At 65.6% G+C, this 24863-nt stretch carries 2 protein-coding genes; both read right to left on the bottom strand.

Going from position 1 to position 24863, the window contains the following annotated elements:
• Positions 1–312 precede the first annotated feature (312 nt).
• The gene (locus tag TU79_RS18855) at positions 313–11649 is read right to left on the bottom strand and encodes a non-ribosomal peptide synthetase (protein WP_057009414.1); all 11337 of its coding nucleotides are present in this window, start codon (positions 11647–11649) and stop codon (positions 313–315) included.
• Positions 11646–24551: a non-ribosomal peptide synthetase gene (locus tag TU79_RS18860; protein WP_057009415.1), complete on the bottom strand. Its 12906-nt coding sequence runs from the start codon at positions 24549–24551 to the stop codon at positions 11646–11648. Before TU79_RS18860 ends, TU79_RS18855 begins: the two co-directional genes overlap by 4 nt.
• Positions 24552–24863: the final 312 nt, after the last annotated feature.

Raw genomic sequence — 24863 nt, forward strand, 5'->3', positions numbered from 1 at the left:
GGTTCCGCCCTAACGGCGGGTCACTTTGGAAAAGCCGGAATGCCGGCCCAGCCCAAAGTAACCAAAGGGCTCTTGCCCCAACACTCGGCCAGCGTGTTTAACGGGGCGCCTGAGATCAAAAGCAAGATCAAAGGCCAAAGCCAAAGCCAAAGCCAAAGCAGAACCAAGCAGATTGATACTCTCCTGAAAGATGGCGATCCAAATGTGGGAGGGGGCTTGCTCCCGATGGCAGTGTGTCAGCTACCAATAAGCTGACTGACCCACCCTCATCGGGAGCAAGCCCCCTCCCACAATTTGAGCGGCATACACCCGTCACGACACCACCTCCCCAACAACCAGCGACTCAAGCCACCACTTGGCCAACCCGGAAACATTGGGCGCCTTGAGCAACGTAAAGTGATTGCCCCCGCCATACCAAACCTCAAGCCCTGCGCCCTGCCCACGCCACCCCTCGATCATCGCCCCCTGCTCGCGCAGATTGCCCACCGCATCCAGCGCAGGATCCTGCGCCAGCACCAACCTCACCACCCCGCCATACCGCCGCGCAGGCCGATACACCGTGCGCAACGCCGCCGCATACGTGCGCGCCGGCCCGACCATCGCCTCCACCGCCGCCCGCGCGGGCAGTAATCCGACCGCCACCATCCCGGCATGCAACGCGTGCCGCTGCGTCACTTCATCGCGCCCGGCAAATTCCACCGGATCAATCCCCAGCGGCCGGCCGGCCGACAACTGCATCGCCTCGATCAGCCGCAACAACGCCGCCGTCGACGTATACGGCCGCCCCACCACGCCATTGCCGCCCGGCGCTTCACTGTCGATCACGGTCAACGACGCCACCTCACGCCCGGCCGCCTGCAAGCGCAGCGACATCTCCAGCGCGACCCAGCCGCCGAACGAATGCCCGATCAGATGCACCGGCCCGTGCGGGCATTCCTGTTCCAGCGCCGTGAGGTAACACTGCGCCGCCGCCTCGACCTGGCTGTGAGGCACGGCCTCGCCGTCCAGCCCGCGCGGCTGCAGGCCAAACAGCGGCCAGTCACGCCCGAGCGCTTCGCCCAAGCCCACGAACCCGGTCACGCTGTCGCCCGCCCCCGGTACGCAGAACACCGGTGCAAACCCCGGCCGGCCGCCTTGGATACGCAGCAGCGGCTGATGGGCCGCCTGCGTCACCGGTAACGAGGCTGCCAGGGCAGCCGACATCGCAGCCCCCAGCTCACGGATATGCGGCGCCTGCATCATGCTCTGATGATCACCCGGCACCTCCACCTGACGCAGTTGTCCCGGTGCCAGAGCAGCGTCCCACCCCAACGAATCACTGCGCTGCGACAACTCGGTAGGCCGCTCCCGTGCGCTGAACAGATGCACCGCGACCGGCAGCGGGAACAGGCTGTAATGCGCCAATGCGTGCCCATGTCCCACTTCCCGTTCGATAAAACTCAGCAGGTCCGCGTCCGCAGCCGCCGCCATTTGCGCGTATAGCAGACCCTCATCGCGACAGCGTTGCAGCAGAGCCGCAAAGTCCAGCTGTCCAATTGCTGCCTCCAATTGTCCAAGGCTCGCCAACTCATCCAGACCTCCCTGTACTGTCCAATACGCCGTGCACTGCAGCAGCAAATGTCGCTTGAGCGCGTCCGGCCCGCTCCACCGCGCCTTGCCCTGGTCGGTCATGCGCGGCACATAACTGTCGATCAAGCCGAGAAATGCCACCGGCTCATCCAGCCCCAGCAACTGCACGGCGACTTCATAGGCCAGCACGCCACCAAAGGACCAACCCGCCACCCGATAAGGCCCGTGGGGCTGAATACTGCGAATCAGCCCGACCATGCGCGCCGCAAGGCCTTCCATCGTGTACAGGTGCGCTTCGCCCAGTGGCACGCCCGGCAAGCCGTAAATGGGATAGTCACCAGGCAGATGCTGACCCAGCGCCGGAAAGTACACATCCATACCGCTGAACTCGTGCACCAGGAACAAAGGCGCCTGCGTACCCGCAGTGCGTACGCTGATCACCGCACTGTCACGCACGGGTGCCTGCGTGCGCTGGCGCAGCATTGAGGCGACCGACGCCACGCTGGCATGTTGGAACAGCTCGGCCAGCGACACTGCAAGCCCCGCTTCGTCCATCAGATTGACCAGCCGAATCGCCAATAGCGAGTGCCCGCCCAGCTCAAAGAAGCTGTCGTGACGCCCTACCTGCTCCACCTTCAACACGCCAGCCCACAACCCTGCCAGCGTCTGCTCCAGGGCATCGGCCGGCGCTTCGAATTCGCGACTGGACAGAACCTCCGGAGCGGGCGGCGGCAAGGCCTTGCGGTCGACCTTGCCGTTGGCCGTCAATGGCAACTGCGCCAGCGGCACATAGGCTGACGGCAACATATAGTCCGGCAGTTGGCATTGCAGGTGGGCGCGCACGCTGTCAATCGCAACTGGCTCGGCGGCCCAGGTGAAATACGCCACCAGGCGCTTGTCCCCCGGCACGTCCTCGCGCACCAGCACCACCACATCCTGAAGGCCCGCGCAGGTCGCCAGGCGCGCTTCGATCTCGCCTGGCTCGATACGAAAACCACGAATTTTCACCTGGTCGTCAGTGCGCCCGACACACTCCAGCAAACCGTCCGCCGTCCAGCGCCCGAGGTCACCGCTGCGGTACAACAAGGCGCCGGTATTGAACGGGTTCTGCACGAACTTTTCGGCCGTCAGCTCCGGGCGATTCAAGTACCCATTGGCGACGCCTTCGCCACCGATGCAGATTTCACCGACCACGCCCTGCGGCGTGGGCTGCAACTGCGCATCCAGCACATACACCTGGGTATTGGAAATCGGCCGGCCAATCGGCACGCTGTCGGCGTCATCGGCCAGCGCGCGCACTTCGTAAGTGGTGGCGTAGGTGGTGGTCTCCGTCGGCCCGTAGCAATGCACCAGCCGCAAGGCCGGTGCCCGCGCCAACAGGCTGCGGAACGCCGCCGGGTCGGCGCGCTCGCCGCCGCACAGCAGAATGCGCAACCCCGCCAAAGCCTCGGGGATCAATTGCACATACTGATTGAACAGCGCCGTGGTGACGAACAGCACCGTGACGCCGACCAAGGCTTCACCCAAAGCCACCGGATCGAGCAACGTCGCATGGTCGATCACCTGCACCTGCCCACCGTTGAGCAAGGGCCCCCACACGTCCATGGTGCTCGCGTCGAACGCCGGGTTGGAGGCAAAGGCCACGCGGTCGCCGGCATTGAAGTCGGCGTAGCCGTTGTTGATCACCAGCCGCGTAATGCCGCGATGGGGCACCAGTACGCCCTTTGGCGTGCCGGTGGAACCGGAGGTGTACATGATATACGCCGTGCCCTGAGACGACTGCGACAGGTCCGGGTTGTGGCTCGGTTGCAGGTCGAGTGCCAAGGTGTCGAGGTTCAGGCGACTCACACCCGCACCGGCAAGCACATCGCTGCGCGTCATCAACCAGGCTGCCCCGCTGTCGTGCAACATGAAACCCTGGCGCTCGGCGGGGGCGCTGATGTCCAGCGGCACATACGCGGCGGCACACTTCAGAATCGCCAGTTGGCTGACCACCAGATCAATCGAACGCGGTAACAGCACTGCGACGTTGGCACCAGGCTGCACACCCAGGCCGAGCAGATGATGAGCGAGGCGGTTGGCGCGACTGTTCAGCTCACCGTAACTCAACACCTGCGCACCCTGCATCAGCGCCACCGCGTCGGGACGCGCCAGGGCCTGGGCTTCGAACAGGCGCTGCACCGTGTGTTCGCGCGCGAAGCTGCGGGTGGTCGCATTAAAACCTGATAACAGTTGCAGGCGCTCCGCACTGGGCAGGATCGGCAAGCGGCTGACGATGGTATCCGGGTCGCACTCAAGCGCCTGCACCAGTTGTTCGACAGCAACCTGCAGGTAGGTGCATAACCGGCGGGCGCCCTGCCCGGTGGCCTTGAAGCAGAAACGTTCGCCGAGGTCATCCACACTCAAGGAAATACCGTAGCTGGTGTGCTCCTCGGCCTTGAGCAACTGGATGCCTTGCCAGGCCTCGGCCACACCGCCCACTTGCGGCGCACTGTGTCGATAGTTGAAAAGCACATTGAACAGCGGCGTCGCCACCGGCACCGCGCTGCAACGCTGGGCCAGGGCCAGGGGCGCATGTTCGTGGTCGAGCAATTGGGTCAGGCGTGCATGGGTAGCACGCAATGCGCTGTGTACCGACTGCTCGCCCAGATCGACCCGCAGCGGCAAGGTGTTGATAAAAACGCCCATGGCCCGCTCGGCGCCTTCACCGCCCTGCAAGCGGCCGAGCAACACACTGCCGAATACCACCTGCTCACGGCCCGACACCTTGCCCAGCACATGGGCCCAGGCCAGGTGCATCAGGCTCGCCGCACTTACGCCGGCCTTGCGTGCCTGCACCCGCACCCGTTGGCTCACGCTGAGGTCGAGCGCCCACTCGGCCTTCTGGTCGCCGCCCAGTTCCGGCACACAGGTCGGCTCGTCGATATCGCCCAGCATCTCGCAAAAGAACGCCTCATGGTCGTCAACACCCAGGCAGGTCTGGGCCACATAGTTGCGGTACGGCACCGCAGCGCCCAACCCGGCCTCGCGCCCGAGCAAAAATGCCTGCATTTCGTGCTGCAGGATATCCAGCGCAACGTGGTCCATCACCAGATGATGGAACAGCAACGTAGCAACAACGCGCTGTGCTTCCTCACGGTATACCAGACGCATCAACGGGGCCTGCGCCGGGTCCAGACGCGGTGTCACCGCGTCTGCTTCGACACTGAGCAAGGCTTCACGCCACACCACCTGCACAGGTTGCTCAAGGCCGTCCCAGTGAAAAGACGAACGCAGGATGTCGTGCCGCTGAATCACTGCCTGCAAGGCACTGGCGAAGGCGTCCAGGCGCAAACGGTTGTCGAAGGCAAACTGCGCTTGCAACACGTATGTGTCGTCGCCCGGCGCAGCACGATGCTGATAAAGAATGCCCGTCTGCAACGGCGCCAGCGGGTAAATATCCTGCACATTCGCTGCGCCACCGGGAATGCAGGCAACGATACGCTCGATGGCGAGCTGATCCAGTTGGATCAGCGTCAGCATGTCCGGTGTGATCTGCATGCAATCGGCAGCAATGCCGTTGGCCGGCACCGCCACTTCGCGACTCCCCCCCAGCGCGGCCGCCAGGGCCGCCAATGTCGGCTGGCCGAACAGCACTTTCACGTCCGCTGACAAGCCCAGGCGCCGCATACGCCCCACCAGGCTGACCGCCAACAATGAGTGCCCGCCCAGCTCAAAAAAGTTGTCGTGACGGCCCACGCGTTCCACGTTGAGCAACTCGGCCCACAGGCTGGCCAGGGCTATTTCGGTATCGCCCTGAGGCAATTCGTATTCGCGCGCCGCCAGCACCTCCAGACCAGGCTCAGGCAACGCCTTGCGGTCGAGCTTGCCATTGGGGCTCAGGGGCAACGCATCAAGGTGCACAAAAGCTCCAGGCACCATGAACTCCGGCAGATGCTGCAACAGGTGCGCACGCAGCACGTCGACGGGGCTGGCCACGCCCGTGTAATAGGCCACCAGACGTTGCTCGCGGGCTACCACGGCGGCCTCGCCAATCGCCGGGTACTCTGTCAGCCGTGCCTGAATTTCGCCCAGCTCAATGCGCAGGCCGCGAATCTTGACTTGATCGTCATTGCGACCCAGGTATTCGATAGTGCCATCGGGCAAATAGCGCCCCACATCGCCGGTACGGTACATGCGCCCAGTCACAAAAGGATCGTCAAGAAAGCGCTCGGCGGTAAGCTCGGGACGATTCAGATAACCCCGCGCCACTTGCACACCGCCGATGAACAACTCGCCGACAACGCCCAGCGGCACTGGTTGCAGCTGCCCATCCAGCACGTACATGCGCGTGTTGGCAATCGGCTTGCCGATGGGCGTGTTGTCCGGCGTTACCGGGCCTGCGCAGTTCCACGCCGTCACATCCACCGCCGCTTCGGTGGGGCCGTACAGGTTATGCAGTTCGCTGCCCGGCAACTGCTGCTTGAAGCGCCGCACCAGGCTGCCCGGCAAGGCTTCGCCGCTGCAGATCACCCGGCGCAGCCCAGCCACCCGGCTGACGTCGCCGTGGGCGAGGAACACGTCCAGCATCGACGGTACAAAGTGCAAGGTCGTGATCTGCTCTGCCTCGATCACCTCGCACAGGTACTCAGGGTCTTTGTGCCCGCCGGGACGTGCCATCACCAGGCGCGCGCCGGTGTACAGCGGCCAGAAGAACTCCCATACCGACACGTCGAAACTGAACGGGGTTTTCTGCAACACGCTGTCAGCGGCGCTCAGACCGAAGGCGTCCTGCATCCACAACAAACGATTGACCACGCCGGCATGCTCATTGATCACCCCCTTGGGCTGGCCGGTGGAGCCGGAGGTGTAGATCACGTAGGCGCTCACTCCGGGTACGCCAGGGTTTTCGACCGACTGATGCTGCCAGGTCGACCGGTCCAGATCGACCACCGGCACCTCGCCCAACAACGCCTGAGTAGCGCCTTGGGCCAATACCACCTTGGGCGCGCTGTCTTGCAGCATGTAGGCGATACGCTCCAGCGGATACGCCGGGTCCAGCGGCACATAGGCGGCGCCGGCCTTGAGAATCGCATACAGGCCGACAACCATTTCCAGGCCGCGCTCGACACAGATCGCCACCCGCGTCCCCGGCTCCACGCCAAGACCCAGCAGGTGATGGGCCAATTGGTTAGCCTGGGCGTTGAGCTGGGCATAGGTCAGGTGCTGCTCGCCAGCCGTGACCGCGACAGCCTGCGGCGTACGTTGAACCTGTGCTTCGAACATCCCGTGCAGGGTCTGCTCGAGGTTGTAGTTGACAGCGGTGGCGTTGAAGTCGACCAGCAGGTGCTGACGCTCGCGCTCGCCCACCAGCGGCGTGTGCTCCAGCACAGCCTGGTCGTTGTCGACCATGGCCTGCAGCACGCGGGTGAAGTAGCCCACGTGGCGCTGCATCGTCGCCTCGTTAAACAGCGCGCTGGCATATTCCAGCGCGCCGAGGATGCTGCCGCGCACTTCACTCAGGTTCAATGACAGGTCGAACTTGGCAAAGTGGCTGTCTTCCATGATGCCTTCCAGGGCCAGGTCGCCAAGCGCCAGGGCTGGTGCACTGCTGTCCTGCCAGCTAAACAAGGTTTGGAACAACGGGCTGTGCGCCAGGCTGCGCACCGGCCGGGCAATTTCCACCACCTGTTCGAACGGCAGGTCCTGATGGGCCTGGGCCGCCAGAGTCAACGCCTTGACCCGTGCCAACAACGCCTCGGTAGTCAGCTCACCCGATGTATCGATACGCACCGCCAGGGTGTTGACGAACAGGCCGATCAGTCCTTCCACCTCGCTGCGCGCGCGGTTGGCCACCGGCGTGCCGATCACCAGGTCCTGCTGCCCGGACAATCGTGCCAGTAACGACGCCCAGGCGCTCATCAAGGTCATGTACAGCGTGACGCCATGGCGCTGACTCAGGGCCTTGAGACCGGCGGTCAGGCGTTCGTCCAGACGCACTTCGACGCTGCTGCCGGCGTAGTCCTGCTGCGCCGGGCGCGGGCGGTCGGTGGGCAAGGCCAGCAAGGCCGGCACCCCGGCCAGCGCCTGCTGCCAATAGTCGCTTTGGCGCTGCAGCACCTCGCCGCTCAACCACAGGCGTTGCCACACGGCAAAGTCCGCGTACTGGATCGCCAGTGGCGGCAGCGGGTCAGGCTGGCCGTGGCTGAAAGCCTGGTAAAGGGCCATCAGTTCACGGGTGAGCACCCCCATGGACCAGCCATCGGAGACGATGTGATGCAGGGTCAGCAACAGCACATGGTGCTCGTCGGCCATCACCACCAGTCGCCCGCGCAGCAACGGGCCGCGCTCCAGGTCGAACGGCGCCGAGGCTTCGCCGTGGATCAATGCGTCCAGCGCCTGCTGCGGCTGCGGATGGCGACGCAGGTCTTGCACCTGCAAGGGCAGCACGTCTTCTGCGGGCACAATCAGCACTTGAGCCTCGTCGCCATGCTGGGCGAAGCGGCTGCGCAGGGTTTCATGGCGCGCGACGATGCGTGCCAGGGCGCGCTGCAAAGCCTCGACGTGTAATTGACCACGCAACCGCAGGCCGATGGGAATGTTGTAGGCGGTGTTGGCCCCCTCCATCAACGCCAGGAACCACAGGCGCTGCTGGGCAAACGACAATGGCACGGCATCATCACGGTTGGCCGGCATGATCGACGGCAAGGTGCTGCGCCCGGCCTTGGCCAGCACCTGAGCGACCGCCGCCAGTTCGGCATTGGCAAACAGATCGGCCAGCAGCAGCTCGACGCCCAGGCGCTGGCGAATCTGCGAGACCATGCGCATCGCCAGCAACGAATGCCCGCCCAATTCAAAGAAATGATCGCGTCGGCCCACGCGTTCCACCTGCAGGACATCGGCCCAGATCTGCGCCAGCAGCGTTTCGATGTCGCCCTCGGGGGCCTCGTAGTCACGGCTGAACACGGCGGCGCTGTCCGGGGCCGGCAGGGCCTTGCGGTCGAGTTTGCCGTTGGCGGTCAGCGGCAGCGCGTCGAGTTTCATGTAGGCGACCGGGACCATGTAGTCCGGCAAATGCGCCACCAGGTGCGCTCGGAGGGCGCCGACATCCTGGGGCTCGAGTTGCGGGTTTTCGGTGAAATACGCCACCAGCCGCTCTTCACGCACCAGCACCACCGCTTCCTGAATGCCTGGCAACTGGTTGAGCCGGGTTTCGATTTCGCCGAGTTCGATGCGCATGCCGCGGATCTTCACCTGATCGTCGTTGCGCCCCAGGTACTCGAGATTGCCATCGGGCAACCAGCGCGCCAGGTCGCCGGTGCGGTACATGCGGCCCTGGCTGAACGGGTCCTGCAGGAAGCGTTCGGCGGTCATTTCGGGCCGGTTGAGGTAACCGCGCGCCACGCCGCTGCCGCCCACATACAATTCCCCGGCCACGCCCAATGGCACCGGACGCTGTTGGGCGTCGAGCAGGTAGACCCGCGCATTGGCGATGGGTTTGCCGATGTGCAAGGCGCGGCCCGCCTCGACCTTGCCGGAGGTGGCGACCACCGTGGCTTCGGTGGGCCCGTAGTTGTTGATCACCTCGAAGGTTTGCCCACGGTTGAACGCGCGCAGGCGGTCGCCGCCGATCAGCAGGGTGCGCAGGGTCGGGTGCTCGATCTGCTGGCTGAACGCGTACTCGGCCACCGGCGTGGGCAAAAAGCACACATCCAGAGGTTGCGCACACCACCAAGCCAGCAGCGCGTCGATGTCTTCGGTGCCGTCGCTGGCCGGCGGCAGGTGCAGGGTCGCGCCCACGCACAGCGCCGGCCAGACTTCCCAGGCCATCGCGTCAAAGCCGAAACCGGCGACGCTGGCGGTGTGGCGTCCGGCGCACAGGTCGAAAGCGCGGCAATGCCAGTCCACCAGGTTGGCCACGGTGTGGTGCTCGACCATCACGCCCTTGGGCAGGCCGGTGGAACCGGAGGTGTAGATCACATACGCAAGGTTCGACGGCGTGACCGCGACCTGCGGATTGCTTGCCGAGTGATGCTGCCAGGTGCAGCGGTCCAGATTGATCACCGGCACGTCCAGCGCGGGCAGACGCTCGAGCAACGCATGCTGAGTGAGTACCGCCACCGGTGCGCTGTCGCTGAGCAGGTAGGCCAGGCGTTCGGCCGGGTGCGAGGGGTCGACGGGCACGTAGCAGGCGCCGGACTTGAGGATCGCCAGCAAGCCGGTCAGGGTGTCCAGGCCACGGCGGGCGACGATGGCGACGCGGTCATCCGGTTTCACGCCCAGCGCCAGCAGGTGATGGGCCAGCAGGTTGGCCTGCTGGTTCAACTCGGCATAGGTCAACTGGCGGCCTTGATGCACGGCGGCGATGGCATCCGGCGTCAGCGCGGCCTGGATCTCGATGCGCCCATGCAGGGTGGTGCCCTGGGGGAAATCGGCGGCGGTCGCGTTGAGTGTTTCCAGCAACAGGTGTTGCTCGGCGGCGGGCACCACCGGCAGTTGATCCAGCGCGGTGTGCGGCGCCTGTTCCAGGGCCGTCACCAGGTTTTCCAGGGCGGTTTGCAGATAGGCGCAGACGCGTTGCGGATCGACCTGGGTGCTGGCCAGCAGGCTCAGGCCGAAACCGTCGCCCAGGTCATCGACGCTAAGGGTCAGCGGGTAATTGGTGCGTTCCTCGGCGCGCAGCGCCGAGATGCCCTGCCAGGCCGCAACCGCTTCGGCACTCGCCGCCGGGGCACTGTGGCGATAGTTGAGCAACGCGCTGAACAACGGCGTGGGCGCGGTCACGCCGCTGCAACGCTGGGCCAGGGCCAGCGCTGCATGCTCATGGCGCATCAAGGTGGTCAGCCGCGCGTGGGTGGCCTTGACCCCGGCACGTACCGCCTGACCGTCCACGTCGACGCGAAACGGCAGGGTGTTGATGAAAATACCCAAGGCGCGGTCCGTGGCGTGGCTGCCCTGCATACGCCCCATCAGCACAGTGCCGAACACCACCTGTTGCTTGCCGGCCAATACGCCCAACACCTGGCCCCAGCCCATGTGAAACAGGCTCGCGGCGCTCACCCCCAACAACCGCGCCTGCGTGCGCAGGCGCTGGCACAACTCGGCCGCCAGCGGCAGGCTGACCTCGGCAATGCCGCGCGCATCGCCCTGCACATCCTGCAGGCCAAATGGCAGCGTCGGCTCACTGATGTCGCCAAGCATCTGCCGGAAGAAGCTTTCGTGTTCCTGCTCGCTGATGCCCAGACGGGCCTGTGCCACATAGTTGCGAAACGGCACCGCCTGGCCCAGCACCGCGCCCTGCCCCAACAGGCAGGCCTGCATTTCGTGGCACACCACGTCAAGGGCGCTGTGATCCAGGGCCATGTGGTGGAACAGCAAGGTAGCAACGAGGCGCTGGTTGGCCAGGTCCTCGGCATAGACCAGGCGCAGCAGCGGGGCCTGGGTCACATCCAAACGATAATGGCGGGCGTCGAAGCGCGCGTGCAGTTGCGCGGCGATATCGCCGTCGGCCGGGTCCAGCTCAAGGGCCTGCACCGGCAGGCGCGCCTGGCGCCACACCACCTGCGACGGCTGTTGCAGACCGTCCCACACCACGCCGGTGCGCAGAATATCGTGCCGGTCCATGACGCTTTGCAGCGCCTGGGCAAACGCCTCGAAACGCTCAAGGCTGTCGAAGGCGAACTGCGACTGCATCACATAGGGGTCGCCCTGCTCGGCGCTGACGTGGTGGAACAGAATGCCTTCCTGCAGCGGCGCCAGCGGGTAAATGTCCTGAATATTCGCCACGCCGCCGTCGACGCTGGCGACAATGCGCTCGATCTCTTCCTGGCTCAGGGTGGACAGGGTCAGCATGTCCGGGGTGATGCGCGTTGCGCCAGCGGGGATGCCATTGGCCGGCACCTGCACTTCACCGGCCTTGGTCGCGGTGTAGTCGCCAGCCTTGATCAGCTCGATCAGCGCCGGTTTGTGCTCGCGCAGCGCGGCGAGTATCGCCGGCTCGCTCAATGCCTGTTTGTTGCCTTGCACCGACAACTGTTCACCCTTGAGGGCCAGTTGGATGTCCTTGGTTTTCAGCGTCGCCAGCAGTTGATTGAGGCTCATAGGACGATCTCCATTCGTTCGGTTATAGCGGCGTAGCCGGCCAGGGTCGGCTGTTCGAACAGCGCCCGCACATCGGCTTCCATGCCTTCCTGGCGCAAGCGCCCGATCAAGCTCACGGCGAGCAGCGAATGCCCGCCCAGTTCAAAGAAATTGTCATGCCGCCCTACCCGCTCCACCTTGAGCAGCTCGGCCCACAGCGCGGCCATGAGGGTTTCGGTGTCGCCTTCGGGCGTGGCGTACTCACGCACGCTCAGCGCCTGCAGGCCGGGTTCGGGCAGCGCCTTGCGGTCGAGCTTGCCGTTGGGGCTCAGGGGCAAGGCGTCCAGGTGCACGAACAGCGCGGGCACCATGAAGTCCGGCAGGTGCTGCAGCAAGTGCGCACGCAGGCTGTCGATCCCGGCCGGTGCGCCGGTGTAATAGGCGACCAGGCGTTCGTCACGGGCCATCACCACCGCATCCTTGACCGCCGGATGCTCGATCAGGCGCGCCTGGATCTCGCCCAGCTCGATGCGCAGGCCACGGATCTTCACCTGGTCATCGTTGCGCCCCAGGTACTCGATATTACCGTCGGGCAAGTGGCGGCCGATGTCGCCGGTGCGGTACATGCGGCCGCCGTTGAACGGGTCATCGAGGAAGCGTTCGGCGCTGAGGTCCGCGCGGTTGAGATAACCGCGCGCCACCTGCACCCCGCCAATGAACAGCTCACCCACCACCCCCAGGGGCACGGGCTGCGACTGCGCATCCAGCACGTACATGCGGGTGTTGGCGATGGGTTTGCCGATGGGCGTGTTGTCCGGTACGTCCGCACGCGCGCAATTCCACGCGGTGACGTCCACTGCCGCCTCGGTCGGGCCATACAGGTTGTACAGGCCGATGTCCGGCAACTGCTGCTTGAAGCGTCGCACCAGGCTGCCCGGCAACGCCTCGCCGCTGCACATCACCTGCCGCAGCCCCGCCGCCTGGCTGACATCGCCGTGGGCGAGGAACACATCGAGCATCGACGGCACAAAGTGCAGCGTGGTGATGCGCTCGGCCTGGATCACCTCGCACAGGTACGCCGGCTCCTTGTGCCCGCCCGGACGCGCCATTACCAGGCGTGCGCCGGTAAACAGCGGCCAGAAGAACTCCCACACCGACACATCGAAGCTGAACGGGGTTTTCTGCAACACCGCATCGTCGGCGTTGAGGCCATAGGCGTCCTGCATCCACAGCAGGCGGTTGACCACGCCGGCATGCTCGTTGATCACGCCCTTGGGCTGGCCGGTGGAGCCGGACGTGTAGATCACGTAGGCCTGGTGCCGTGCGGTCAGCGCCGGCACCTCGGGGTTGGTGGCGCGCTGGTGCTGCCAGGTGCCGTGGTCGAGGTCGATCACCGGCACATTCCCCAGCAGTGCCCGCGTGGCGGATTGGGCCAGCACCACCACCGGCGCGCTGTCGTGCAGCATGTAGGCGATGCGCTCCTGGGGATAGGCCGGGTCGAGCGGCACATAACCGCCGCCGGCCTTGAGGATCGCGAACAGGCCCACCACCATGTCCAGGCCACGCTCCACGCAAATGCCCACCCGCGTATCCGGCTGCACGCCGAGGTCACGCAAGTGATGGGCCAAACGGTTGGCGCGCTCGTTGAGTTGCTGGTAGGTCAGCTGTTGATGATCAGCCTTCACCGCCACCGCGTGCGGCGTACGCACCACTTGCGCTTCGAACAGGCCGTGCAGGGTCTGGTCGAGGTTGTAAGCCACCTCGGTGGCGTTGAAGCCCTGCAGCACTTGCCGGCGTTCCTGCTCGCCGAGGATCGACAGGCGATTGATCGGCTGCTGCGGCGCCTGCTCCAGCGCTTCGACCAGGCGGGCCAAAGCCGTCTGCATGTAGCCGCACACCCGTTGCGCGTCCAGGCGGGCCAGGGCAGTGACATCGTAACCGTCGCCCAGGTCGTCCACATTCAGGCTCAGCGGGTAGTTGGTGCGCCCGTCGTTGGCCAGGGTCTGCATGCCTTGCCAGGCCTGCTGTGCTCCAGCCGAACGCGTGGCCATGCCGCGATGGCGGTAGTTGAGCATTGAACTGAACAGCGGCGCCGGGGCCGCCACGCCACTGCAACGCTGGGCCAGCGCCAGGGAGGCATGCTCATGCCCAAGCAATGCGCTGAGTCGATCATGGGTGGCGCGCACCGCCGTCTTGACGCCCTGAGCGTCGATATCCAGACGCAACGGCAAGGTATTGATAAACACCCCCAGCGCACGGTCGGCGCCCTCGCCACCTTGCAGGCGGCCCACCAGCACGGTGCCAAATACCACATTGTGGCGACCGGATGTCGCGGCCAGCACTTGGGCCCAGGCCAAATGGAACAGGCTCGCGGTGCTCACCCCCAGTAAACGTGCCTGGGCACGCAGGCCGCGATTCAATTGGGCGTCCAGACGCAGGCTGTATTCTTCGATTTGATGGCCGTCGCCGCGCACGTCCTGCCAACCGAACGGCAGCGTCGGCTCGTCAATGTCGCCGAGCATGTCGCGGAAAAATGCTTCGTGCTCCTGCTCGCTGACGCCCAACAGCGCCTGGGCCACATAGTTGCGATACGGCATCGGCGCTGCCGTGGGCGCGCCGTGGCCGAGCAGATGGCCCTGCATTTCGCGCAGCACCACGTCGAATGCCGTGTGGTCCAGGGCGATATGGTGATAGAGCAACACCACCACTACGCGCCCGTTGGCCGGGTCCTGGGCATAGTTCACGCGGATCAACGGCGCCTGGCTGATGTCCAGACGAAAGCGCCGCGCATCGAAGCGTTCATGCAGGCCTGCCAGTACGTCGCCTTGCAGGTGCAGTTCCATCATGCTCAATCGGGCCTCGCGCCACACCACTTGGAGTGGTTGCGCCAGGCCGTCCCACACCACGCCGGTACGCAAGATATCGTGACGGTCGATCACCTGTTGCAACGCCTCTGCAAAGGCGTCCAGACGCTCGAGGCTGTCGAAGGCCAGGTGCGATTGCAGCAGGTACGGGTCGCCCTGCCCGGCGCTGATGTGGTGGTAAAGGATGCCCTCCTGCAACGGCGCCAGCGGGTAAATGTCCTGCACATTGGCGGCGCCACCCGGCACCTGCGCGACCACCTGATCGATCGTCGATTGGTCGAGGCTGACCAGCGCCAACATGTCCGGCGTGATGCGTTGGCAATCGGCCGCGATACGGTTGGCCGGCACCTGCACTTCGCGGCCGCTGCCCACGGCGGCGGCCAGCGCGGCCAGGGTCGGCTGGCTGAACAGCACGCGCACATCGGCGCTCAGGCCGACCTGGCGCATGCGCTCGATCAGGCTCACGGCCAGCAACGAATGCCCGCCCAGCTCGAAGAAGTGGTCATGGCGACCGACTTGCTCCACCTGCAATACCTCGGCCCAGATGCGCGCCAGGGTGGTTTCGACGTCACCCTGCGGGGCTTCGTAGGCGCGGCTGAGCAAGGCGGATTGATCCGGCTCCGGCAGCGCCTTGCGGTCCAGCTTGCCGTTGGCAGTCAGCGGCAACGCATCCAGGCGCATATAGGCGACCGGCACCAGCGCCTCGGGCAACTGCGTCTGCAGGCGCGCGCGCAGGCCCTCGATATCCAGCGCGCGCTGCTCGGTGAACCAGGCCAGCAGGCGGCCTTCGCGCACCAGCACCACCGCTTCGCGAATGCCGTCCAGGGCCGCCAGGCGGCTTTCGATTTCACCGAGTTCCACGCGCACGCCGCGCACTTTCACCTGATCGTCGTTGCGGCCCAGGTATTCCAGGTTGCCGTCGGGCAGCCAGCGCACCAGGTCGCCGGTGCGGTACATACGGCCCTCGTTGAACGGGTCTTGCAGGAAGCGTTCGGCGGTCAGGTCCGGGCGGTTCAGGTAACCGCGCGCCACGCCGCTGCCGCCCACGTACAACTCACCGGCCACGCCCACCGGCACCGGGCGCAGTTGGGCATCCAGCACGTAGCTGGTGGCGTTGGCCACGGGCCGGCCGATGTGCAAGACCTGCCCGGCGCGCATGCGGCCGGAGGTCGCGACCACCGTGGCTTCAGTGGGGCCGTAGTTGTTGATCACCGCAAAGCGCTGCTCGTGGGTGAACTGGCGCAGGCGATCGCCGCCGATCAGCAGCGTGCGCAAGGTCGGGTGTTGCAGCGGCTGGCTGAACGCGTATTCGGCCACTGGCGTGGGCAGAAAGCTCACGTCCAGCGGTTGCGCCAGCCACCAGGCCAGCAGTTCGTCGATGTTTTCATTGCCCACCTGAGCGGGCGGCAGGTGCAGGGTCGCGCCTATGCACAGCGCCGGCCAGACTTCCCAGGCCATCGCATCGAAACCGAAGCCTGCCAGGCTGCTGGTATGTCCTGAGGCTTTCAGACCGAAGGCCGCGCAGTGCCAATGCAGCAGATTCTCGACACTGCGGTGTTCCACCATCACACCCTTGGGCTGGCCGGTGGAGCCGGAGGTGTAGATGACGTAGGCCAGGTGCGCCGGGGTCAGGTTGGCGAGCTGCGGATTATCAACCGCGCGGTGCTGCCAGCGTGGGTCGTGCAGGTCGATACTGCTGACCTTGCCCAAAAGCTCGCGGGTACTGGATTCGGCCAGCACCGCCACCGGCGCGCTGTCCTGCAGCAGGTAGGCGATGCGTTCGGCCGGGTACGCCGGGTCGATGGGCACGTAGCCGGCGCCTGCCTTGAGAATACCGAGCAGGCCCACCAGCATCTGCGGGCCGCGACGGCAGCAGATCGCCACGCGGTCGTCCGGTTGCACGCCCAGTGTCAGCAGGTGATGGGCCAGTTGGTTGGCGCGTTGATTGAGTTGCTGATAGGTCAGTGATTCGTCGTCCTGCTGCACGGCAACCGCCTGGGGTTGGCGCTCGGCCTGGACTTCGAAAGCGCCATGCAGGGTCTGACCGCGGGGGAAATCCCGGGCGGTGGCATTGAAGTCACGCAGCAGGGTGTCGCGCTCGGCCGACGGCAGAATGTGCAGCTGGTTCAGCGCGGTTCTCGGGTTGTTTTCCAGGGCGCCGACGAGTTGCTCCACGGCGTTATGCATATAGCCACACAGCCGCTGCGCGCCAATCTGTGGCAAAGCCAGCACGCTCAAGCTGAAGTCAGTGCCCAGGTCATCCACGCTCAAGGTCAGCGGATAGTTGCTGCGCTCTTCACCGCCGAGCAGTTGCACGCCCTCCCAGATGCCATGGCCATCGCGGGCCATTTCGCCGGGGGTGCTGTGACGGTAGTTGAGCAAGGCGCTGAACAGCGGCGTTGAGTTCGCCACGCCACTGCAGCGCTGGGCCAGCGCCAGCGACGCGTGTTCATGGCCCAGCAACGCGCTCAAGCGTGTGTGGGTGGCCTTGACCGCCACCGCCGCGCTGGCGGTCACATCGACGCGCAATGGCAGGGTGTTGATGAACATCCCCAGCGCGCGGTCGGCGCCGTCGCCGGCCTGCATGCGGCCCATCAATACAGTGCCGAACACCACGTCGTCGCGCCCGGACACCAGCCCCAGCACCTGCGCCCACGCCAGGTGCATCAGGCTGGCGGCACTTACGCCCAGCTGCCGCGACTGCTCACGCACGCGCTGAGCCAGCGCGGCGTCGAGGGGCAACTCGGCCTCTTCGATAGCGCGCCCGTCGCCCTGCACGTCCTGCACGCCAAACGGCAGCGTCGGTTCATCAATGTCGGCGAGCATTTCGCGGAAGAACTGCTCATGCTCGGCGGTGCTCACCCCCAGGCGCGCCTGGGCCACGTAGTTGCGAAACGGCGCGGGCTCGGGCAACGCATCGGCCTGGTCGAACAGGAACGCGCGCATTTCCTGGCCCACCACTTCCATGGCGGTGTGGTCCAGCGCCAGGTGGTGGAACAGCAGGATCGCCGCCACGCGGTTATTGACCGGATCCTCGGCGTAGACCATGCGCAACAGCGGCGCCTGGGTGATGTCCAGGCGGTAATGCCGCGCATCGAAACGCCCGTGCAACTGCTCGATGATGTCGCCATCCGCCGGGGCCAGATCAATGGCTTGCACCACCAGCTGCGCCTTGCGCCATACCACTTGCACCGGGCTGTCCAGGCCTTCCCAGACCACGCCGGTGCGCAGAATATCGTGGCGCGCAACCACGTGTTGCAGCGCGCCCATGAAGCTGTGCAAACGTTCAAGACTGTCGAACGCCATGCGCGATTGCAGCAGGTAGGGATCGCCCTGTTCGGCGCTGATGTGGTGGTAGAGGATGCCTTCCTGCAACGGCGCCAGCGGATAGATATCCTGCACATTGGCCGCGCCACCGGGCACGGTCGCGACGACACGCTCGATGGCCGCCGGGTCGAGCTGCACCAGGCTCAACATGGAGGGGGTGATGTGCGTGCAGCCCGGTGCGATGCCATTGGCCGGCACCACAATCTCGCGGCCACTGCCGATGGCCGCCGCCAACGCGGCCAGGCTCGGCTGACTGAACAGCACGCGCACATCGGCGCTGAGGCCGACCTGACGCATGCGTTCGATCAGGCTCACCGCCAGCAGCGAATGCCCGCCCAGTTCGAAGAAGTGATCATGCCGGCCCACGCGCTCCAGCTTGAGAACGTCCTGCCAGATTTGCGCCAGCACGGCTTCCACCTCGCCTTGCGGGGCCTCGTAGCCGCGACTGAGCAGCGCAGCGTGGTCCGGCGCCGGCAGGGCCTTGCGGTCGAGTTTGCCGTTGGCAGTCAGCGGCAACAGCGCCAGCCAGACATAGGCCGAAGGCACCATGTAATCCGGCAATCGACCGTGCAGGTGGTCGCGCAATGCTTCGATCGGCAGCGCTGCAGCGGCGGTGTAGTAAGCCACCAGGCGTTTGTCACCAGGCTCGTCTTCACGGACCATCACAACCGCATCCTTTACCTGCGGGAACGCGGCCATGCCGGCTTCAATTTCGCCGGGTTCAATGCGGAAACCGCGAATTTTCACTTGCAGGTCATTGCGCCCCAGGTACAGCAAGGTGCCGTCGGCCTGCCAGCACGCCAGGTCGCCGGTGCGGTACAGCTGGCCTTCGCCAAAGGGGTTCGGGATAAATTTCTCGGCGGTCAATTGCGGCTGGTTCAAGTACCCCTTGGCCACACCGGCCCCGCCAATATACAACTCACCGGTCACGCCCAAAGGCAACGGCTGCTGGCGCGCGTTCAGCACGTAGGCCTGGGCATTGCCGATGGGGCGGCCAATCGGAATGCTGCCCGCGCCGGCCGTGGTGATCTCAAACGTGGTGGAGAAGGTAGTGGCTTCGGTCGGACCGTAGCCGTTGACCAGGTGTCGGGGTTTGCCGTGCGCAAGCACGCGACCTATCACCGAAGGGTCCAGCACATCGCCGCCGACGATCAGGTAGCGCAACTGGCCGAACACCGGCATCAATGTGTCGGCGTACTGGTGGAACAGTCCGGCAGTCATCCACAACACGCTCACGGCCTGCTCCTGCAACAGCGTGGCAAACGCCGACTGGGACAACAGCACTGCGTGGTCGACCACCACCACGCAACCGCCGTTGAGCAACGGCGCCCACACGTCGAGCGTGCTGGCGTCGAAGGCCGGGTTGGAGGCGAACGCTACACGGTCATCCCGGTTGAAATCGGCATAACCGTTGTTGAGTACCAGCCGCGAAATCGCCCGATGCGGTACCTGCACACCTTTCGGCGCGCCGGTGGAACCGGAGGTGTAGAGGATGTACGCAACGCTCTCGGCCGATTGCGAAAGCACCGGGTTTTGCGCTGACAGCGCCGCCAGGTTCAGCTCGGTGAGGTTGTCCAGCACGCGCCGCGCGCCGCTGTCGCGAATGATAAAGGCCTGGCGCTGCGCCGGGGCATTGATGTCCAGCGGCACATACACCGCCGCGCATTTGAGGATCGCCAACTGACACACCAGCAGGTCGAAACAGCGTGGCAGTGCAATCGCCACGCTTTCTCCCGGCTGCACGCCTTGGTTGATCAGGTGATGGGCCAGTCGATTTGCACGCCGGTTGAGGTCGCCGTAGCTCAGGGACACCAGGCCATGCACCGCTGCTACCGCGTCGGGACGCGCCAGGGCCTGGGCTTCGAACAATTGATGCACGGTGAGATGCGCGGGGTACTCGCGGGCGGTGGCGTTGAAGTCCACCAGCAGTCGGTGACGCTCGCCCGGCGGCAGAATCGACACCGCCTGCAACGCCGTGGTCGGCGCCTGTTGCAGCGCGATCAGCAGGTTGCGCAATGCGGTCAGCATGTAGTCGCCCACACGCTGCACATTGACCTGGGCCACGCCCTGCACCGCCAGCGCAAAGCCCGTGCCCAGGTCATCGACACTCAGCACCAGCGGGTAGTTGCTGCGCTCTTGGGAACTGAGGATATCGATGCCAAAGCCCGCGAACGGACTGGCGCCCGGCGCTTCGTCCGGTGCGCTGTGGCGGTAGTTGAGCAAGGTGCTGAACAACGGCAGCGAAGCCGGCACGCCGCTGCAACGCTGGGCCAGGGACAGTGAAGCGTGCTCATGGCCGAGCAATTGCGCCAGGCGCGCGTGGGTGGCGCGCACGCCGGCCTGCACGCCAACGGTGCCGAGGCTGACCCGCAGCGGCAAGGTGTTGATGAACATGCCCAGCGCGCGGTCGGCGCCCTCGCCGCCGTGCATGCGCCCCAGCAACACGGTGCCGAACACCACGTCCTGCTGGCCGGACACCTGGCTCAATACCTGCGCCCAGGCCAGGTGCATCAGGCTGGCCGGGCTCACGCCCAGCTGTCGCGCCTGTTCGCGCAGGCCCAGGCTCAGCGCCGGTTCCAGTGGTAAATGAACCTCGGCGATGCCGCTGCCGTCGCCGTTCACATCCTGCAGACCAAAGGCCAGCGTCGGCTCGTCGATATCGCCGAGCATCTCGCTGAAAAACGTTTCGTGCTGGGCCTGGCTGACCCCCAGGCGCGCCTGGGCCACGTAGTTGCGGTACTGCACCGCGTCGGGCAGCTGTGCGCTGCGACCGGACAGGCTGGCGCTCATTTCTTCCACCAGCACTTGCAGCGCGGTGTGGTCGAGCAGGATGTGGTGCAACAGCAGGATGCCGACGAAGCCACCCCGCTCCTCGGCGTAGGCCAGGCGCATCAGCGAAGCGCGGGACAGGTCGAGGCGATAGTGACGGGGGTCGAAGCGCTGTTGCAGTTGCGCCAGTCCATCGCCGCCCTGATGCTCAATGCGCTCCACCGCCAGCGGCGCCTGGCGCAGGACCACCTGCACCGGTTCATCCAGGCCTTCCCAGAGAATCGCGGTGCGCAGAATGTCATTGCGCTCGATCACGCTGTGCAGCGCGTCAACGAAGGCGTCCAGCGCTGCCTGGTGTTCGAAGCGCAACTGCACCTGCAACACGTAGGGATCGCCCTCGGTGGTTGCCAGGTGATGGTAGAGAATGCCGGCCTGCAACGGCGCCAGGGCATAGATGTCCTGCACATTGGCCACGGGCACGCTGTGCAGGATGTGGTCGATGGCCGCCTGGTCGAGGTCGATCAGCGGCAGCATGTCCGGGGTGATGCGCTCGCTGCCGGCGCTGATCAGGTTGGCCGGCACCTGCACTTCGTGCTGCCCGCCCACCGCCGCGGCCAATGCCGCCAGCGTGGGCTGACCGAACAGCACGCGCACGTCGGCACTGAGGTCGACCTGGCGCATGCGCTCGATCAGCTTGACCGCCAGCAAAGAATGCCCGCCCAGCTCGAAAAAGTTATCGTCGCGGCCCACCCGGTCGAGCTTGAGCAACTCCTGCCAGATGCCCGCGAGGGTGCTTTCCACTGCGCCCTGAGGGGCCGCGTAGCCGCGCCGGGCCACGGCATCGGCGTCGGGTGCGGGCAAGGCCTTGCGGTCGAGCTTGCCGTTGGTGGTCAGCGGGAACTGGTCGAGCAGCACGAAGGCGGCCGGCACCATGTGTTCGGCCAGGCTCAGCAGCAGATGGTCGCGCAGTGCAGTGATATCGGGCGTGCCGTCGGCAATCACGTAGGCCACCAGGCGTTTGTCGCCCGGTTCGTCTTCGCGCACGACAACCACCGCGTCACGCACGCCCGGCGCGGTGGCCAGGCGCGCCTGGATTTCGCCCAGTTCGATGCGGAAGCCGCGGATCTTCACCTGGTCATCGTTGCGCCCCAGGTACTCGACGCTGCCATCGGCCAGCAGGCGGCCGAGGTCGCCGGTGCGGTACATGCGCAGGCCGGTGGCCGGGTCGGCCAGGAAGCGTTCGGCGTTCAGTTCATCGCGGTTCAGGTAGCCGCGCGCAACGCCGGCGCCGCCCACGTACAGCTCGCCGACCACGCCCATGGGCAGCGGCTGGCGCTGGGCGTCCAGCACGTAGAGTTGCAGGTCGGGAATGCGCACGCCAATCGGGCTGACCCCCACCAGACGCGCGTCCGCCGCCTCGAGGGCGCGGTAGGTCACGTGCACGGTGGTTTCAGTGATGCCATACATGTTCACCAACTGCGTGCCGGCGTTGATCGCGCGGGCATACCAGGGTTTGAGCATGCCCGGTTCCAGCGCTTCACCGCCAAAAATCACCTGGCGCAGGGAGTGCGCTTCGCTGCTGTGGCCCTGGGCCGCAATCAATTGGCGAAACGCGCTCGGCGTCTGGTTGAGGATGCTCACGCCGGCTTCGCAGAGCAGCGCATAGCACGCATCCGGCGAACGGCTGACCAGTTGCGGCACGATCAGCAACTGCCCGCCATGCATCAACGCGCCCCAGATTTCCCACACGGAAAAGTCGAACGCAAACGAGTGAAACAGCGCCCACACATCGGTGTGATTGAAACCGAACCAGTGCTCGGTGGCACTGAACAGACGCGCGACCTGGCGATGCTCGATCATCACGCCCTTGGGCAGGCCGGTGGAACCCGAGGTGTAGATCACATAGGCGAGGCTGGCCGGGCTGAGCGGCACGCGCGGGTTGACGATGGACTCACCGCGCAGGTCGCTCAAGTCGATCTGCGCCAGGTCGCCCACCCGATGGCGGGTATTGGCCTGCACCAGCACGGCCAGCGGTGCGCTGTCGGCCAGGGTGTAGGCGATGCGTTCCTGCGGGTAGGCCGGGTCGATCGGCACATAGCCGGCGCCGGCCTTGAGGATGCCGAGCAGGCCGATGATCATTTCGGCGCCGCGCTCCACACAGATCGCCACGCGGTCGTCAGCACGGATGCCCTGGGCAAGCAGGCGGTGGGCGACCTGGTTGGCGCGTTCGTTGAGCTGGCGGTAGGTCACGCGCTGCTGGTCGTAACGCAACGCGACGGCGTCGGGATGGGCGGCGGCGTGGGCTTCGACCTGCTGGTGGATCAACGCAGTGTCAGCATAAGACGTGGGGCAGTGGTTGAGCGTGTGCAGCAGATGCTTGCGCTCGGTGTCAGGCAGGATGTTCAGGCCGCAGAGCGGCATGTCCGGTCGCTCGTGCAGGGCGTCGGCCAGGCTGTGCAGGGCGACCTGCAGGTAGTCGGCCACGCGCTGCGCGCCGATGGAGGCGTCGACCATCACCGTCAGCGCGAAGTCTTCGCCCAGGTCGTCGATGTTGACCGTCAGCGGGTAGTTGGTGCGCTCTTCGGCGCCGAGCACCTGGATGCCTTCGGCGATGTCGATCACCTGGGCCATGTCCGTCGCCGCGCTGTGGCGGTAATTGAGCATCGCACTGAACAACGGTGTGGGCGCCGTCACGCCGCTGCAGCGTTGGGCCAGGGCCAGGGACGCGTGCTCATGGTCGAGCAAGGCGGTCAGGCGCGCGTGGGTCGCCTTGACCTCGGCGCGCACGCCCTGCCCGCCCACATCCACGCGCAACGGCAGGGTATTGATGAACATGCCCAGCGCCCGTTCACCGCCTGCACCGGCGCCCATGCGCCCCAGCATCACGGTGCCGAACACCACCGCCTCGCGACCGGACACCACGCCCAGCACACGGGCAAAGGCCACGTGCATCAGGCTTGCCACGCTCACCCCCAGTGGGCGTGCCAGGCGGCGCAGGCGGCGGCTCAGGTCGCTGTCGAGGGGGATGCGTGCTTCGTCGATGCCCTGGCCGTCACCCTGCACATCCTGCAGGCCGAACGGCAGCGTCGGCTCATCGATATCCGCCAGCATCGTGCGAAAGAACGCCTCATGGGCTTGCTCGCTGACGCCATGGCGCACCTGGGCGATGTAGCTGCGAAACGCCACCGGCTCACTCGCCAGGGCCTGCTGACCGGCCAGGTACAGCTGGGTTTCATGGCGCACCACGTCGAGGGCGGTGTGGTCGAGAATGGTGTGGTGGAACAGCAGCATCGCCACCACGCGCTGGTTGGCCGGATCGTTGGCGAACACCAGGCGCAGCAGCGGCGCCTGCCCCAGGTCCATGCGATAACTGCGCGGGTCGTGGTGCGCGACGAGTTGTGCGAGGACGTCGCCACCGCTGAAGCGGGCTTCTTCGCAGGCCAGGGTTGCCTTGCGCCACACCACTTGCAGCGGCTCGTCAAGACGCTCCCACACCAGCGAGGTGCGCAGAATGTCGTGGCGGTCGATCACCCATTGCAGTGCCTGGGCGAAAGCGTCCAGGCGGGTGCGGCTGTCGAACACGAATTGCGCGTGCAGCACGTAGGGGTCGCCCTGCTGCGCCGAAAGGTGGTGGTAGAGCATGCCTTCCTGCAGTGGCGCCAGCGGGTAGATGTCCTGCACGTTCGCTGCGCCACCGGGGATGGCCGCGACGATGCGGTCGATGGCGTCCTGGTCGAGGCTGACCAGCGCCAGCATGTCCGGGGTGATGCGGTAGGCGGGGCTGAGCCAGTCGCCACCATGCTCGGCCACCAGCTCGAGAAGCTGAGGTTTGTGGGCGATGAGTTGATCCCATAGCGCGTCATCCAGGGCCTCGTCGTCACCGAGGATGATCAGGTCGCCTTCTTCCAGTTGCAGACGGATCGCGTGGGTGGAAATCGCTGCCAATAATTCACTGAACTGCATGGGGGTAACCTGCCTGATAAGTCACGGGGGAGAAGAAAGTCCGTTTTCAGCTGCCGTTTGAATCGGGCGTGCTGGGCGCCTTGAAATAGCGGGCGCAGCCGGGGACCTGAAGAGGCTTCCGGCAGGCTTGGAAAATTAAGGGATTTGGCAGGCGGGAGGTGACATGGGAAGCGGGGACAAGCGGAATGGGAAAAGGTTTCACTTGAGGTTTGTTGTGGAGAGCGGGCTTGCCCGCGAAGGCGGTGGGTCAGTCAACATCAATGTTGGCTGGGCCGACGCCATCGGGAGCAAGCCCCCTCCCACAGGGCCCCC

Origin of the sequence: Pseudomonas trivialis (genome assembly GCF_001439805.1) — a bacterium.
GTDB classification, from domain to species: domain Bacteria; phylum Pseudomonadota; class Gammaproteobacteria; order Pseudomonadales; family Pseudomonadaceae; genus Aquipseudomonas; species Aquipseudomonas trivialis.

Excerpts from the sequence above, each read along its gene's own strand:
- TU79_RS18855 (WP_057009414.1), bottom strand. The coding sequence starts at position 11,649 with ATGAGCCTCAATCAACTGCTGGCGACGCTGAAAACCAAGGACATCCAA.
- TU79_RS18860 (WP_057009415.1), bottom strand. The coding sequence starts at position 24,551 with ATGCAGTTCAGTGAATTATTGGCAGCGATTTCCACCCACGCGATCCGT.